General features: G+C 69.3%; 17 protein-coding genes. 9 read left to right on the top strand and 8 right to left on the bottom strand.

Features of this window, described 5'->3' with window-relative positions; translation table 11 throughout:
* Positions 1–68 precede the first annotated feature (68 nt).
* Positions 69–1,409 carry a PucR family transcriptional regulator gene (locus ACIBHY_RS36120; protein WP_397309030.1) on the top strand — a complete coding sequence of 447 codons (1,341 nt, stop codon included), beginning with the start codon at positions 69–71 and terminating at the stop codon, positions 1,407–1,409.
* A 171-nt stretch (positions 1,410–1,580) separates the two neighbouring features.
* Here ACIBHY_RS36120 and ACIBHY_RS36125 read toward each other — a convergent pair whose 3' ends face one another.
* Positions 1,581–2,357, bottom strand: coding sequence for an SDR family oxidoreductase (locus ACIBHY_RS36125; protein ID WP_397254773.1), 777 nt, complete (start codon positions 2,355–2,357; stop codon positions 1,581–1,583).
* 70 nt (positions 2,358–2,427) lie between these two features.
* Between ACIBHY_RS36125 and ACIBHY_RS36130 the strand changes: the two genes are divergently transcribed.
* The gene (locus ACIBHY_RS36130) at positions 2,428–3,297 is read left to right on the top strand and encodes a LysR family transcriptional regulator (RefSeq protein WP_397254775.1); all 870 of its coding nucleotides are present in this window, start codon (positions 2,428–2,430) and stop codon (positions 3,295–3,297) included.
* A gap of 92 nt (positions 3,298–3,389) precedes the next feature.
* On the opposite strand, the gene ACIBHY_RS36135 is transcribed toward ACIBHY_RS36130, so the two are convergent.
* The 4 genes from ACIBHY_RS36135 to ACIBHY_RS36150 all read right to left on the bottom strand — a co-directional run bounded on the left by ACIBHY_RS36135 (position 3,390) and on the right by ACIBHY_RS36150 (position 7,907).
* Positions 3,390–4,184, bottom strand: coding sequence for a class I SAM-dependent methyltransferase (locus ACIBHY_RS36135; protein ID WP_397254777.1), 795 nt, complete (start codon positions 4,182–4,184; stop codon positions 3,390–3,392).
* Positions 4,181–4,354 (bottom strand): hypothetical protein, encoded by a 174-nt coding sequence (locus ACIBHY_RS36140; RefSeq protein WP_397254779.1) that lies wholly within the window; start codon positions 4,352–4,354, stop codon positions 4,181–4,183. The genes ACIBHY_RS36135 and ACIBHY_RS36140 overlap by 4 nt, the downstream gene beginning before the upstream one ends.
* Positions 4,355–4,523: 169 nt before the next feature.
* Complete coding sequence (locus ACIBHY_RS36145) at positions 4,524–5,105, bottom strand: dihydrofolate reductase family protein (protein WP_397254781.1); 582 nt, start codon at positions 5,103–5,105, stop codon at positions 4,524–4,526.
* A 129-nt stretch (positions 5,106–5,234) separates the two neighbouring features.
* Positions 5,235–7,907 (bottom strand): ATP-binding protein, encoded by a 2,673-nt coding sequence (locus ACIBHY_RS36150; protein ID WP_397309031.1) that lies wholly within the window; start codon positions 7,905–7,907, stop codon positions 5,235–5,237.
* A gap of 108 nt (positions 7,908–8,015) precedes the next feature.
* Here ACIBHY_RS36150 and ACIBHY_RS36155 point away from each other — a divergent pair, with 108 nt between their 5' ends.
* On the top strand, positions 8,016–8,495 hold the full coding sequence (locus tag ACIBHY_RS36155; protein WP_397309032.1) for a hypothetical protein: 480 nt from the start codon (positions 8,016–8,018) through the stop codon (positions 8,493–8,495).
* A 28-nt stretch (positions 8,496–8,523) separates the two neighbouring features.
* Positions 8,524–8,787: a Scr1 family TA system antitoxin-like transcriptional regulator gene (locus tag ACIBHY_RS36160; RefSeq protein WP_397309058.1), complete on the top strand. Its 264-nt coding sequence runs from the start codon at positions 8,524–8,526 to the stop codon at positions 8,785–8,787.
* Between the two features lie 90 nt (positions 8,788–8,877).
* On the opposite strand, the gene ACIBHY_RS36165 is transcribed toward ACIBHY_RS36160, so the two are convergent.
* Entirely contained in the window at positions 8,878–9,207 is a 330-nt protein-coding gene (locus ACIBHY_RS36165; protein WP_397309033.1) for a hypothetical protein, read from the bottom strand.
* 356 nt (positions 9,208–9,563) lie between these two features.
* Positions 9,564–9,698: a hypothetical protein gene (locus ACIBHY_RS36170; protein WP_397254789.1), complete on the bottom strand. Its 135-nt coding sequence runs from the start codon at positions 9,696–9,698 to the stop codon at positions 9,564–9,566.
* A 94-nt stretch (positions 9,699–9,792) separates the two neighbouring features.
* On the opposite strand from ACIBHY_RS36170, the gene ACIBHY_RS36175 reads away from it, so the two are divergent.
* The 5 genes from ACIBHY_RS36175 to ACIBHY_RS36195 all read left to right on the top strand — a co-directional run bounded on the left by ACIBHY_RS36175 (position 9,793) and on the right by ACIBHY_RS36195 (position 13,201).
* Positions 9,793–10,131 (top strand): LysR family transcriptional regulator, encoded by a 339-nt coding sequence (locus tag ACIBHY_RS36175; protein ID WP_397309059.1) that lies wholly within the window; start codon positions 9,793–9,795, stop codon positions 10,129–10,131.
* The gene (locus tag ACIBHY_RS36180; protein WP_397309034.1) at positions 10,128–10,535 is read left to right on the top strand and encodes a hypothetical protein; all 408 of its coding nucleotides are present in this window, start codon (positions 10,128–10,130) and stop codon (positions 10,533–10,535) included. The genes ACIBHY_RS36175 and ACIBHY_RS36180 overlap by 4 nt, the downstream gene beginning before the upstream one ends.
* Positions 10,536–10,760: 225 nt before the next feature.
* Complete coding sequence (locus tag ACIBHY_RS36185; RefSeq protein WP_397254831.1) at positions 10,761–11,090, top strand: TetR/AcrR family transcriptional regulator C-terminal domain-containing protein; 330 nt, start codon at positions 10,761–10,763, stop codon at positions 11,088–11,090.
* 361 nt (positions 11,091–11,451) lie between these two features.
* The gene (locus ACIBHY_RS36190; RefSeq protein ID WP_397309035.1) at positions 11,452–11,985 is read left to right on the top strand and encodes a hypothetical protein; all 534 of its coding nucleotides are present in this window, start codon (positions 11,452–11,454) and stop codon (positions 11,983–11,985) included.
* A gap of 592 nt (positions 11,986–12,577) precedes the next feature.
* The gene (locus ACIBHY_RS36195; protein ID WP_397309060.1) at positions 12,578–13,201 is read left to right on the top strand and encodes a CatA-like O-acetyltransferase; all 624 of its coding nucleotides are present in this window, start codon (positions 12,578–12,580) and stop codon (positions 13,199–13,201) included.
* 426 nt (positions 13,202–13,627) lie between these two features.
* On the opposite strand, the gene ACIBHY_RS36200 is transcribed toward ACIBHY_RS36195, so the two are convergent.
* Complete coding sequence (locus ACIBHY_RS36200) at positions 13,628–13,795, bottom strand: hypothetical protein (RefSeq protein WP_397309037.1); 168 nt, start codon at positions 13,793–13,795, stop codon at positions 13,628–13,630.
* Between the last annotated feature and the right edge of the window lie 266 nt (positions 13,796–14,061).

A 14,061-nucleotide genomic window follows, 5' to 3' on the forward strand; every position in this document is an offset into this window, starting at 1 on the left:
CAGACAAAGGATGGGTGTGCTGAAAGCATCATTATGTGTGATCTGTGTGCTAATGGCACACTTGAAGGATGAGCGTGCGGTTGATCGAGAGCCTGGGAGAGGTGGTCAGGCAGCCGGCGGGCTCGGTGCTCGTCCTCACCAGGGCCGCCTCGGCGCAGGCCGTGGGATACCGGCTTGAGGTGGCGTTGCGTGACGCGGCCTCGGCCGGGGCGGTGGCCCTGGTGCTCACCGCGCCGGCCGCCGTCAGCCGCAGCGCGTGGGACCTGGCCGAGCGAGTGAGCGTCGAACTCCTCGACCCGCGCACCTCGGGCACCAGCCCGCTCGGCGCCGTGGTCGCGACGGCGTTTCGCGAAAGTCACGGGGACCTGGCCGGGCTGATCGCGGCCGTTCAGAGCGCGCTCGCCGGAGACGCCGCCGACTCCCTGGCCAGGGCGGCCCGCGCTGTCGAGGGGATCGCCGGGGCGGGCGGCGTACCGGAACGGATCGCCGAGGAGGTCGGCGCCGCGATGGGCGTCACCGTCGACCCCGACTTCACCACCGCCCGCGGTCCGGGCGGACATCGGGCCGACGCCACCGAGATCGTGCTCCGCCTCGCCGCGCTGGCCGCGGCCGCGGGCGCCGTCGACGAACTGCCCGCCCGCTCACGAGCCCACCTGCTGACCGAACTGCTCGTCGCCCCGGAAAAGCAGGCCCAGGAACTGGTCCCGCGCGCCAGGGCCCTGGGGCTGCCGATCGACGACTGGCACGTCATCCTGCGGTTCGAGCCGGTGATGGACGAGGGGCCCGACCGCTACGCCGTACTCGACACCCTCGCCTCCCGTGCCACCCGGGCCGTGCGCGAGCTCGCCGGCCCCTCGTGGAACGCCGCCCTCGCGGGCGACGCACTCGTGGTCGTCCGTACGGTCCCCCGCGACCAGGGCAGCATGGGCCTACGGCAGGCGGTACGCGAGGCCGGGGCCCTGCTGGAACGGGTCCGCCCCGCCGGCGCCAAGGTGCGGTGCGGGGTTTCCACCTGCCACGAAGGGGTGCTCGGCCTGCGTACCTGCGCCTCCGAGGCCCGGACGGCACTGCGCAGAGACAGGACGGAACCACTGGCCACGTACGACCTGTCCGGCCTGGACCGGATGCTGGAAGAGTGGTACTCCTCCGACACCGCTCAGCAGGCGGTCAGGGACCTGCTGCAGCCGCTCCTCGACCTGCCCGGTGGCCAGCCCAAACGGCTGATCACGATCCTGCGCGCCTACCTGGACCACCACGGCTCCCCCGCCAAGGCGGCCGAAGAGGTGAACCTCCACAGAAACGCCGTCAGCCGCAACATCCGCCGCATAGAAACCCTGCTGAAGGCCGACCTGAACAACCCACAGCAGCGCCTGGCCCTCCAACTCGCCTGCCGCGCCGCCCAGGTCTAGTTCACGACCCGCGCTCCAAGGCCTGGCCTCGCACCCGACCGGCTCCGGAAGGATTCGGTGACACCCTTGACGGTGTCGCCCGTGAACCGCTCGATCGCCGCGATGCGGCAGCCTGATCCCGCGCCGGCTCGATTGGTGCGACGACCGGCCATCAGCGGTCTGATCAGCGACTCACCAGGGGATGACGCCGTCCAGCGAGTCCGGGCCGCGGAAGGCACCGGTGGGCCCATCGGCGGGGATCGTCGCGAGCAGGGTCGCGACAACGGCACCGTCGGCAGGGGTACGGTCCCCGCGAGGGAAGGTCGCGGCGGCATTCTGGTCGGTGGGCACCAGACCCGGGCTGACGGCGTTGACCTTGATGCCCGCGGAGCGGAGCGAATGGGCATAGATCAGCGTCAGGGCGTTGAGTGCTGCCTTGGACGAACTGTAGGCGAGGAACGCCCGGGCCGAGAGCGGGCTCGTCGGGTCACTCATGAGCGTGAGCGACCCGAGACCGCTGGACATGTTGACGATCCGCGGATTGGGAGAACGGCGGAGCAGCGGAACACAGGCTGACGTGACCGTGACGACGCCGAAGACGTTGACCTCGTAGGTCTCGCGGAGTTGCGCGGCCGTGATGTCGGTGGTCCGGAGACCCCACTCGAGCATGACGCCGGCGTTGTTGATGAGCACGTCCAGCCGTCCCGCCTCGGCCTCGATCCGGTCGACGGCGGCCTCGACGGACCCTGGATCGGTCACATCGAGCTGCACGAACCGGATATCCAGGCCACCGCTCCCGCTGGGATCGGCGGCCGGCTCCGTCTTGAGTTCCTTCACGGCCGAGTGGCCGAGCCCCGGATCGCGGGCGCCGAGGAACACGGTCAAGCCCTGCTGGGCGAGGCTATGAACGATCTGCCGGCCGATGCCTTTGTTGCCGCCGGTGACAAGGGCGACTTCCTTCGCGGTCATGCCCCCAACCCCAGCGGCCGGAGCGCCGGAAGGCGAAGTCCGATGGGGTGCCGCCCCATACCCTGCTGGTATGCCCAAGCCGGAAATCCGCGAACTGCGCTACTTCTGTGCCGCCGCCGAGGAGCTGAACATCACGCGTGCCGCTGAGCGGCTCGGCATCGCTCAGCCGCCTTTGTCCAGGGCGATACGCCAGCTGGAGCGCAGGCTCGGTGTCGCCCTCTTCGATCGCACCCGGCACCGGCTGGCGCTGACCCAGGCTGGTGAGACCCTGGTCAAGGAAGCGGCTGTCGTCCTCGGAGCCCTCGATGCCGCGGTGCGCCGGACACAGCGTGCGGGCCGTCCCGGCCGCGGCCTCCTCGTCACCGCCAAGCCGGGGGTGGCCACGGAGTTGCTGCGCCGGATCTGCGAACGATCCGGTGCGGAACCGGACGCGCCGGAGCTCCGGGTCGTGGTGAGCGGATTCGGCGAACAGGCCGACATGGTTCGCGACGGGCGCGCGGACGTGGCGATCGCGGGATGCTTCAACGGCCAGGGCCTTGACACCGAACTGCTGAGGACCGAACCACGCATCGCGGCCCTGGCCTCCGGGCACGAGCTCGCAACGCGCGAGGTCCTCAGCACCGCCGACCTGATCACCGAGCCGGCGCCCCAATGGAGTGACTCAACCGTCGTCGACCGCGACTACTGGCTGGGAAACCCGGATCGGCCGGCCGGCGGCCCTGTCGTGCGGGACACCGCCCAGTTGCTGGAGGTGATCGCCCTGGGCCAGGCGGTCGCGTTGGTGCCGGCTTCGCTGGCCGCCAGGAACGTGCGCCCCGACGTGACCTACCGCCCGGTGCGCGACGCGGCGCCGTACCAGACCCTGGCCCTCTGGCCGGCCGGCAGCCGGTCACCCTCGATCGCGTGGTTCGTCAAGACGGCCCTGGAAGACGCCCGCTGACACCGGCCTCCCCCGCGGCGCCGGCCCGGCAGCGGCAGAGACTCCCCAACAGCTCGCGGAGCGGGTTACGCGGGGCTGTGGCGGGTTGTCGATCAGCGGCGGGCGACGATGTGGCGGGCACGCGGTTGGTGGTGCCATTCACCGGCCGGGGCGCGACGGAGGAATTCCTCGCGCAGTTGGTTGACGAAGGCATCGCCGCGGGCCGTGGCGAGCGCCCGAAGCGGCCCGGATCGGGTGTGGGCGTCGAAGAACGTCGTCGCATCCGGGTGGGACATGGGGTAGGACAGATGCTCATCTCGCTCGATCACGAGGCCTTGCGCGGTCGACGCCGGCAGGAGCCGGCGTTCCCAGGAGCTGTCCCCGGCGGGCACACGCGCTCGCAGGACGTCGGCAAGGAGCGCGAACGGCCCGTCCTCCTCGGTGATGCCGGGCCAGAAGACGACAGACAGGCGTCCGCCAGGGCACAGCGCGGCGGCCCACGACCGGATGGCGAGGTCGGGTTCGGGCAACTGCTGAAGCCCGAACACCGACACCACGGCCGCGCACGTGCCCGACCACCGCGGGTCGAGGGTCGAGGCGTCGCCCTGGACGACAGCCGCCTGCCGATGGCGGGCGGCGCGCTCGCGGGCCCGGCGGACCATGCCGGCGGACAGGTCGATGCCGACAGTCTCGCGCCCGGGAAGGTGCTCGCTCAGCGCGTCCAGCTCCGGGAAGGTCCCACAGCACGGGACCAGGACCGGCCCTTCGGGCAGTGGCCCGTGGGTGAGCGCCCGCACCGCGGTGGCCACCCAGGGGGCGAAGCGGGGAACGTAATACGCCTCGTACCCGTCGGCGGCCTCGTCCCAGCCCCGGGCCAACCGGGCGAGCCGTTCAGCATGCTCGGTCACCGCGCGTCCCCCATCCGCCCGGTGGCCACCATGAGCAGGTCGCCTGCCGGTCCTCGGATCTCGTCCGGCCCCTCGCCGCCCGACCAGTCGCCGTCGGCGGCGGCCGGCCGCATACCCCGCAGGCCGAGTCGTTCGGCCTTTACCCCGGCAAGGATCTCATCACATCGCATGTCGGACTCTCCTGAAGTCACGTGGGTTCTCCGTGCGCAGCCGCAAGGACACCTCGGTGGACCAGACGAGATGAGTGCGGTCCGGGAACGGAGCGGGGCGACTCCGTTGGCGCGTACACGAGCACCGGTGCGCGACACACCGACGCGGGCGAGGCCGCTGTCGAGGTCTCTATTTCTTGACCCGGTAACGCAGGTGGGTGACTCCGGTGCCTTCGACGACCGCGATGGGCCCGTCGAACTGCACCGGTGCGGTGCCGAGCTCGCCGAACAGCGTCTTACCGCCGCCCAGCACGACCGGTACCAACTCGACGCCGACCTCGTCGAGCAGACCGGCCTCCAGGCACTGCCGGGCCATTTGCCCACCGTTGACGGCGACGTTCTTGTCCCCGGCCAATTCCTTGGCCTTGGCCACCGCCGCCTCGATGCCGTCGGTGACGAAGACGAAGTTGTCATCGTCGTCCGGACGGTCGTCGGGGCGCCGGTGGGTGAGCACCACTGTGGTCACGTCCATCGGGTGGCGCCCGCCCCAGGCGTTGGTCATGTCGAAAAGGTGCCGGCCGACGATCAGCGCGCCGGTGTCGTCCCATTCGGGCTTGACCAGCGCGGCGCTGGCCGCGGAGATGCGCAGCCGGGGCGGAATCTCGACCTCGCCGTTGCCGTACCACTGGAACAGCAGGTCGAACCCGCTTTCTCCGGGTCCGGCGATGTAGCCGTCGAGCGATATCGTCGCGCCTGTGGTGACCTTGCCCATCGCGTTGTCACCTTCGTTGTCGTGAACCCGACCAGGCATCGTGGCTTGGTCGGCCATGCAGCACAGCGTCGCAGTCGCCGGGTGACCGCCACATGCGTGGTGACCACGTGCCCGGCACGCGAGCACCACCTACGGCAGCAGCTTCGGACCAGTGAGCAGCTCTACCGTGACCTCGTGCTCGAACCGGGCACCCATCCGTTGCCACAGTCCGGCTGACCTGGCGAGTGCGTCGGCGTCGCCCCGGAGCCGGCCGGCGGCCCGCAGCAGGGTGGCGGTGGCCCAGTCGTTGCCGGCGCTGTCGGCCTGTGCCGCGGCGAGATCGGCGTCGGCCGACGGCACGCCGGCGACCACCGCGAGCTCGACGGTGGCGGCGCGGGCGAGCACCCGGTACCAGGAGCTGGCCGGCTGTCGCCGGGCGCGCTGGGCCAACTCGGCGGCCTGGTCGAGGTCACCGAACCGCAGCGCGAGCCGGGCGTCCACCAAGGTGATCAGCGCGTCCAGCATCGGCCAGCCCATACTCACCGGGTCACCCATCGCCGCGACCCTGGCCCGCCACTGCGCGACACGCTCCCGGTCACCGCGCAGGCCATGCGCCAGCACGGCGAACGGCATCGTGAGCCACACAAAGAACGCCCGGGGTCGGCCGGCGCGTTGCCAGCCCGCCCACATGTCCTCGGCGAGCTGCACCGCGTCGTCGAGGTCGCCGGACAGGACGAGCACCGGAACGGTCTTGCCGGCCGCCAGGTACACGCTGTCGCCGGACAGCTCGGCGTCAGAGATCAGCCGCGCGGTCGACCTGGCGGCGGGCAGGTCGGCGGCGGCCACCACGGTCAGCGAGGACAGCCCGCGCGCGTCGCTGATCTCGACCGCGTGTTCCGGGTGGTGCGGGTCGAGCGGGGCGAGCAGTTCTAGCCGCTCGGCGGCGATCCGGTGCCACTCCGCGACGCGGCCGTCGTTGATCGCGGCCACGCGCACCGCGTCCAGGCTTGCGCTGATCAGCACCGGGTCACCGGTCGCGTGAGCGGCCGCGACGGCAGCCGCGGTCAGCCCTGCGTCGGGCCGCAGGGTGTCCGGGTGGGCGGTCCACACCGCGGCACAGGCGAGCCGGGCGGCGACGGCCGGATCGTCCGGATCCCCGGCCGCGGTCGCCTCGGCGAGCAGCGCGCGGCGCCGCTCGAACGGGATCTCGTCGCGGAAGGCCATCGGGAACCGGCCGGTCAGCTCGACGGCCTGCGCCAGCGCGATGGCCCGCGCGTTGTCCGCGCCCGCGTCCCCCGCCCGGTCGGCGGCGGCCAGCCGCAGCTCGAACGCTCGATCGGCGTCGTTGCCGACCTGCGCGCAGTCCGCCGCGCTGGCCAGATCCCGAGCCGCCTCGCTCGCATCCGGCGCGCACCGGGCGGCGTGGGCGTACCAGCCGGGCGCCTGCCACAGGTAACCGCGCGCGAACGTGAGCCGGCCGAGGGTGCGAGCGAGCCGGTGGGCCTCGGCGTCGGGCTGCTCGTGGCCGGTCAGCGCGGCCCGAAGATCGCCCGCCACCGCGTCGAACTCGCCATGCCAGGCCGCACCGGCCCGCCCCGCGAGAGCGACGGCCAGGTCAGTGGCCAGGTCGGCTGCCCAGCGCAGGTACCGCCGCCGCACCTCGGTGCGCTCCGGTTCGTCCGCCAGTCGCTCGGCGGCGAACGCCCGGATCGTGTCCAGCAGTCGCCAGCTGCCGTCCCGGTGCTGGACCAGGCTCTTGTCGACCAGCCGGCCCAGCACGTCGGCGGCCTCGGCCGCGCCCACCCCGATGACCGCGGCCACCGCCGGCAGGTCGAAGTCGCCGACGAACACCGACAGCCGACGAAACACCGCCCGTTCGTCCTCGGTGAGCAGGTCGTGGCTCCACCCGATCACGCCGCGCAGCGACCGGTGCCGCACCACCGAACCGCGCCCACCAGCCAAGAGCCGCAGATAGTCACCCAACCCGGTCAACAGCCCGGTAGCGCCGAGCGACGCGCTGCGTGCCGCGGCCAACTCGATCGCGAGCGGCAGGCCGTCCAGCCGCGCACACAGGTCGGCAACGGTCGCGGCGTCGCACGTGCCGGCCTGGTGCGCCAGCTCCGCGCGGTCGCGGAACAACTCCTCGGCGTCCGAGCCCAACGGCAGCGGCGCGACCGGGAGAACCACCTCACCGGACAGCCCGAGCCGCTCCCGGCTGGTCGCGAGGATCGTCGCGGGGGTCGCGGCCAGGATGCGCTCGACGAACTCGGCGACCGCGTCGGGCAGGTGCTCACAGTTGTCCAGCACCAGCACCGACGGGCCACGACGCAACCGGGCCAGGACCGCCTCCTGCCCGTCCGCGTGCTCGGCCACCTCCAACACCGCCGCCACCGCATGCCCGAGCCGGCCGTCGCGCACCGGCACCAGATCCACGAACGCCGCGCCACACCGGTACTCGGCCGCCACAGCGGTCGTGACCACCTCCGCGAGCCGGGTCTTGCCGACCCCACCCGGCCCGACCAGCGTCACCAACCGACCCCGCGCCAGCGCCGCCCGCACCGCCTCGACCTCGGCCCGACGCCCGACGAAGCTGGTCCGCGAGCGCGGCAACCCGGGTACGTCGCCGGGCAAGGTAACCGTACCCACACCGCCGGCGCGCGCGGCGAGCGCCTGCCGGTCGGCGACCCCGTACTTACGCAGCAACGACGACACATGACCCTCGACCGTGCGCACCGAGATCTGCATGCGGCGGGCGATCTGAGCATTGGACAACCCCGCGCCAAGCGCCGCGAGCACCTCACCCTCACGCGCTGACACCTTCACCGCCACATCCTCACCGAGGATGCCACCAGTCCGGTAGGTACCCACCACGTGACGAGCACGTGGTCGCCACGGATACCGGCCGGACACCCGCGGGTCCACGCTGAGACCGTGCACGCCCGCGATGACTTCACCCCACCGCGACCAGACCCGGCGCTGCGCCGACTCGACTTCCTGGTCGGCACCTGGTCGCTCACCGGCCGGTTCGGCTCATCCGGCGAGACCGGCGGCGAGCTGCGCGGCACCGCGACCTTCCGCTGGCTCCCCGGCGGGTTCTTCCTCGTGCACCACTGGTCACGCACCTTCCACCTCGACGGCCACCTCGTGCGAGACACCGGCTACGAGTTCTACGACTACATCCCCGAGACCGACGCCTATCGCGCCCACTTCTTCACCAACCTCGGCGGCTGCGACGAGACCGGCAACAAGTACCTCGGCCACTTCGACGGCCCCGAGCTGATCCTCATAGGACCGGTCCGCACCACAAGTCGTCCTCACCCCGACGGCACCATCAGCCAGCACACCGACCTACCGGCCGGCCCCGGCCAATGGATCCCCTGGCTGCACACACACCTACGCCGCACCGGTTAACGACCACCGGTACCACACGTGTGGCGCGATCAACCATGAGAAGCAGGCGGCCGCCCACCTGGCCCGCCAGAAGGCGCCCTGCGGCCAGGCATCACCGCCGGACCGCACTTTCGTGCTCAGCGAGGCATGCCTGCGCCAAACCATGGGCGACCCGACAAGGATGGCGGACCAGCTCAGACTCACCCTAGACCTGTCGAACCGACCGCCGCGCTGCGCGCTTCGCCGGAACGCTCTCGTGGTGTCGGTGTGCCCCAGACATGACCCACCTCTCGACCATTGGATCAAGAGGTGAGTGAATCTGCGGGTCGGAGTGGCAGGGCGCCCGGGACTCGAACCCAGAACCTAGGGTGAGCGCGGTGGCCGACACGCTGATCTGAGGTGGTCAGCACTTCCTGAGGCCGTCGAAGCGCTGGTGGCCTCGCGCCCAGCGCCAACTGGCCCGACCGTTGGCCGCGATGGTCATGCAGGGGCTGTCCGGCCCCCAGGCGATGACCACCTTGATCCTGACCTTGTAGCGGCAGTTGTTGGCGATGGTGACGTACTTGGCCGTGCGGTGATTGAACACCCTGTAGCCGACGCACGACGGCACACCGGCCTGTCCGGCCGCGGCTGACTGACCCACTGCAGCTGCCGGGTTCGCGGTCAGCGTGCTGAGGGCGAAAGTCGTGGCGGCGATGATCCCCAGGGTGGCGCCGGTCTTCTTACCGAACATGTCCATCTCCTTAGAACCGGTCGTCGATTACCCGTACGCACGCCAACCGGGCAGGCTCATGGCTGGCTGTCCGGCCACCTGCCGAGTTGAGCTGCGCCGCTTGGCTCCTGCCCGAACCGAGGACAACCGCCGGCGCGGCCGCCATCCCGATGAACAGCTTCAGACGCTTCCTCACCATGGACCTCCCATGTGCCTTCGGGGCAGTCCGCGCTCCACATGGCTCGCACGGCTGGAGCCTGCACCCGGAGTCCTGCCCTCGAAGACCCGGCGGGCGGCGGCGTGCCGCAGGGTTAGCAGACCGGGTCGACGACGGCGTCGAAGGTACGGCCGGCGGCGCCAGCCGCATGCCCTCCTCGTCACCCCCGGCCGGTGCGCGGGTGGGTAACCCCCTCGGGCGGCGCGGACGAGCCCCGGTTGACGACCGTGACGCGGGCTCCGTGGTCGCCCAGGTTCTCGACCAGCCGCCGCCCGATGACGCAGATCTCGTTCATGGCATCAGGATGCCGACTACGTCGTCGACAGTGGTAGTGGCGATCCACTCAATCAGTCATTAGGAGAACTGTTGATCGATGTTCATGGCTGAGCATCCTCCGCAAGACGGCCAAGCACGGCAGCTTCAACCGCGCCGCCGGCGCCCTGCGCTTCACGCCGTCGGCGATCTCGCAGCAAATCGCCGCACTGGAACGCGGGCTGGAGACGTCCTGGTCCCAGCTCGTCACCCGGCGGTGGGTCAGCGCTACTGGCCAAGCGGATGCTGGACCTGCCGCGTCGTCGGCCTGCTTTCCGCCGCGTCATATTTTTCCAAGACGTGCCATCGGCCGCGCTCGGGTGATCGTGTGCGAAAGCGGCGGGGAGCGGCAGAGCACTGGTCGCCGTCTCTCCGCCGACAAGCATCTCAGAACTGGAGATTCCACGTGCGAATGAGACGATCCCTGTCGCTGGTCGCGGCCCTCGCAGCGGCCATGGCCGCCTGCATCGCAGCACCGCCGCCGGCGTCGGCCAGGCCGGCGGACTGCGCCCTGTACGCGAACATCTTCACCAACTCCAACGGCTTACAAGGCCGCGCCGAAGTGATCTGTCCGAACCGCGAGGACTACCGGGTCGAGATCTATTTACGGCGTAAAGACTGGCATGGCAACACGCCCGTCGCCTTCGCCGGAAAGGACCTCATCGAGCAGGGCTGGCAGATCCTGTCGACCTACGAGCCTTGCTCCGACGTCCAGACCGACAAGCAGTACTTCGCCCATGCCTATCTCTACGACGGCCGCTTCGGTCCGCCGATCAAGATCAGGGAGGTCACGAGCAACACCGTCTGGGGTCACTGCTAAAGGCCCGCGGCCGCACACCCAAGATCCCTGATGGGATGGATCTTGGGTGTGTTTCTCTGGTCAAGATGTGTGGCCGGAATCCGTCGGGGAGAGGACGCGGCCTCGGAGTTTCGGCTCGGACACGCGTCGAGCACGCCGAACGCCAGGCCAGTCGCCTCCAGCCGGCTTCGCCGCCCCCGGGCGCCGGGGCCCGGCCACGTCGGGGCGTCCTGATGGGCTTGCACGATCAAACGCCCTGACATGGTCGATCTGTTCCGCATCGTCATCGCCGAGATGCCACGCTTCCCCGAGCTCGCCGAAGCCCAGTTCAACCAGGGAAAGATGCCCTACTTCGAGTTCGTCCGCGGCTACCTCAAGGCCGAGCGCGCCGCCGGAACGATCGCCCTTGCCGACCCGGACCTGGCCGCCACCCAGTTCCTCGGGATGATCTCGATCTTCGTGTTCTGGCCGCGGCTGCTACTTCCGCACTGGGCGCCCGAGGAGGCGGCCATGGAGCACGTGGTGGACGAGGCAGTTCTCATGATGCAGGCCCGCTACGCAGCGGACCGGAAGTGAAAGCCGTCTCGATATCGGCGATCGTCAGGCCATGGTCAGGGATGTGACCGGGCCATGGCAGCACGCACAACTGAACCGCCAGACCTACGGTGCTGTAGTCGCTGACCGCCCCGCCAGCCGCTTAGCCGAGCCTCCGGGCCGCGGCCCGGAGCATCCAGGAACACACTCTCACGCGGCGTCAACGTGAAGTACTTCGCCAGCTCCTCGCGCCCGAATATCCGGGAACGACCTCAGAGCGCTCCAGCCGCTCATCCGACAGGAACCGCACCGACACCAGCCTGCGAGTTTCGCCGATTTGTGGTCTGGTGCACTTGATGGGGAGTGGTCATGGTTGGTGGTCTTGAGGCGCTATCGTGCGGCGATGACCGGCTCTGCGCAACTTCTGCTTCTCTTCCTGGATGTCGACGGGCCGCTTATCCCGTTCGGGGCGGCGCAGTACCCGACCTATCGGGGGTTTGCCGAACCGCGAGGGGCCGGTTCTCATCCGCTCCTGACCCGGGTCAACCCCGAGCACGGGTCCAGGCTGATGGCGCTTGCCTGCGAGTTGGTCTGGGCCACGACGTGGATGGCGGATGCGAACGAGTGCATCTGCCCGCGCATCGGCCTGCCTCGTTTGCCAGTGGTGACCTGGCCGGAGCCTTCCAGCGTCGACGAGCGGGACGAGCGCGACGCGATGCACTGGAAGACCCGGACGCTCGTCGCCTGGGCAGCGGGACGCGCTTTCGCCTGGGTCGATGACGAGATCACCAACGCCGACCGCGCCTGGGTATCGGTCAACCATCCTGGCCGGGCTCTGCTCCATCGCGTCGATGCTCGGCTGGGTCTCACCGGGGCTGACTACCTTGTCTTGGACGAGTGGTTGCGCGGGCCTCACGACAGGCTCGCGATCCCATAACTCGGTGCGCGTGGAAACGGCGGTTCCATCACGATCTGGATCGTGAAGAACGACCGTAGGGTTCAGTGTGCTGCACGAGCTCGCTGACAGGGACGTCGGTCTGCTGGATCGGCTGTTTCCGCACCTGGCTGGTCTGGTCACCGACCAGGTGGAGGACGTCGGCGGCAGCGTGAGGATCGTTGCCCGTACCGGCTCGTCGGCGGTGGCTTGCCGCGGCCGCGGGAGGACGTCTTCGCGGGTGCACGACAGATTTCGGCGTCGGCTGCAGGACGTGGCCTGCGGCGGGCGACCTTTGGAGGTTGCCGGTCGCGGACATGTGACCGCGCCGAGTGAAGCATCGGCTCCGCTTCGGTCCACCGGATCAGTTCAAGTGAGCCAGGACATTCGCGCTTGATGGGAGCATCGCTCCATCCGCCGATTACTTGAGGGAACCAGGGTTCCTCAGAGATCAGGTGTCCACCAAACCAGGGCAAGACCAGGCGCAAATTAGCGCATGAAGTGAAGCATCATCCCAAACCGTCATAACCCATAGCCTCGCCGAGATAGCACTGGCATGATCCATCACATGGATCATGCCCCTGAACCCCTCAACATGGACACGTGGCCGCGGCAACAGCACTTCCGCCACTTCCGGCGCGTTCCCTGCACATACTCAATGACCTTCGAAATCGACGTCACCGCGTTCGCCGCCGCGCTGCGGCAATCACCGCGCAAGTCGTACATCGCGCAGGTCTGGGCGCTCGCCACGATCGTCAACCGGCACGATGAGTTCAAGATGTGCCTCACCGAGGAGGGCGCCCCGGCAGTATGGCCCGTCGTGCACCCGGCTTTCACGGTCTTCAACCCCGAACTCGAGACTTTCGCGGGCGTGTTCGCTGAATACGACCCCGATTTCGGCGCGTTCCACGATGTCGCCGCCCCGCTGCTCGCCAAGCACAGTCAGGCCGTCGAATTCGTTCCGCAAGGGTTCCGGCCCCCTAACGCCTTCGACGTCTCCAGCGTCCCGTGGGCGTCCTTCACCGCACTCAACCTCAACATCGACAATGACTGGGACCACCTGTCGCCGATCTTCACGCTCGGTCGCTATATCGAGCGAGAGGGCCGTATGCGACTTCCCGTCGCGGCGCAGGTACATCACGCCGTGGCAGACGGATTCCACGTGACGCGCCTCATCAACGAGCTAGAGACCCTGGTTCAGGACACCAGCTGGCTCTGAGCTTGTCGTTCAAGTTCTGGTCTTCGTGTTCGCGGCGTTCGTGACATTCCGGGTGGTGGCTGTGTTGCCCGGTTATGTGGTGCGGCGGGGTTTGGTGCCTTTGCGGTGGCGAGCTGGGCGTTTGCAGGTCTCGCCGGTGACCGGCTGGAGAAGTCGTCGAGCGCGCAGCGCCCTGGGCAGTTCGTCGGGCAAGGGCAGCAGCGCGGTGCCGAAGAGTCAGGCGGTGGCTTCCGGGGCGGCCACCTCGGCGGCCTGGTCGTGCTCGCGCAGCATCCGGAGCACCGTGGTGGCGGTAGGTGGGCCAAGACCAGGTCCAGGATCAGGGAGCGCCCGCTGTGCCCGCCCGTGGCGATGCCCTCTGCAGCACCTCGGCCGCGACAACGCCGCGAACTCCTGGACCGCTGCCTGCCCTGGAATGAACGCCATCTACGCCACGCCCTGGGCGAGCACGAACGCTTCAACAACGAGCACCGCGCCCATCAAGCCCTCGACCAGGCGGCTCCACTCCGCGCCGCCCCCGACCCGATCACCGAACCGGCGCGCATCCTCGACCTGAACATCCACCGACGCCACCGGCTCGGCGGAATCCTCCACGAATACTCACATGCAGCTTGAATTGCACGGACATAATTTTCGGCAGGCGCACTGCCCGCGAGGCTCTACGCGACGATCAAGAAGCTCACAGCCGCAGAATGACGAACTTCCGAGCGCGAAGATCATTACGGAGGCATCGAGCCAGTGCGTCCTGGGATTCCAGTGGGACGCAACGTGGCCGGAGATTGAAGTCAAGGCTTGTTTTGCAACACGCCACAGACGAAGATCATCTTTAGGTGAAGTATCCAAAGACCAGAGAGGGATAG

The organism is Nonomuraea sp. NPDC050547, assembly GCF_044457345.1.
Classification (GTDB): Bacteria; Actinomycetota; Actinomycetes; order Streptosporangiales; family Streptosporangiaceae; genus Nonomuraea.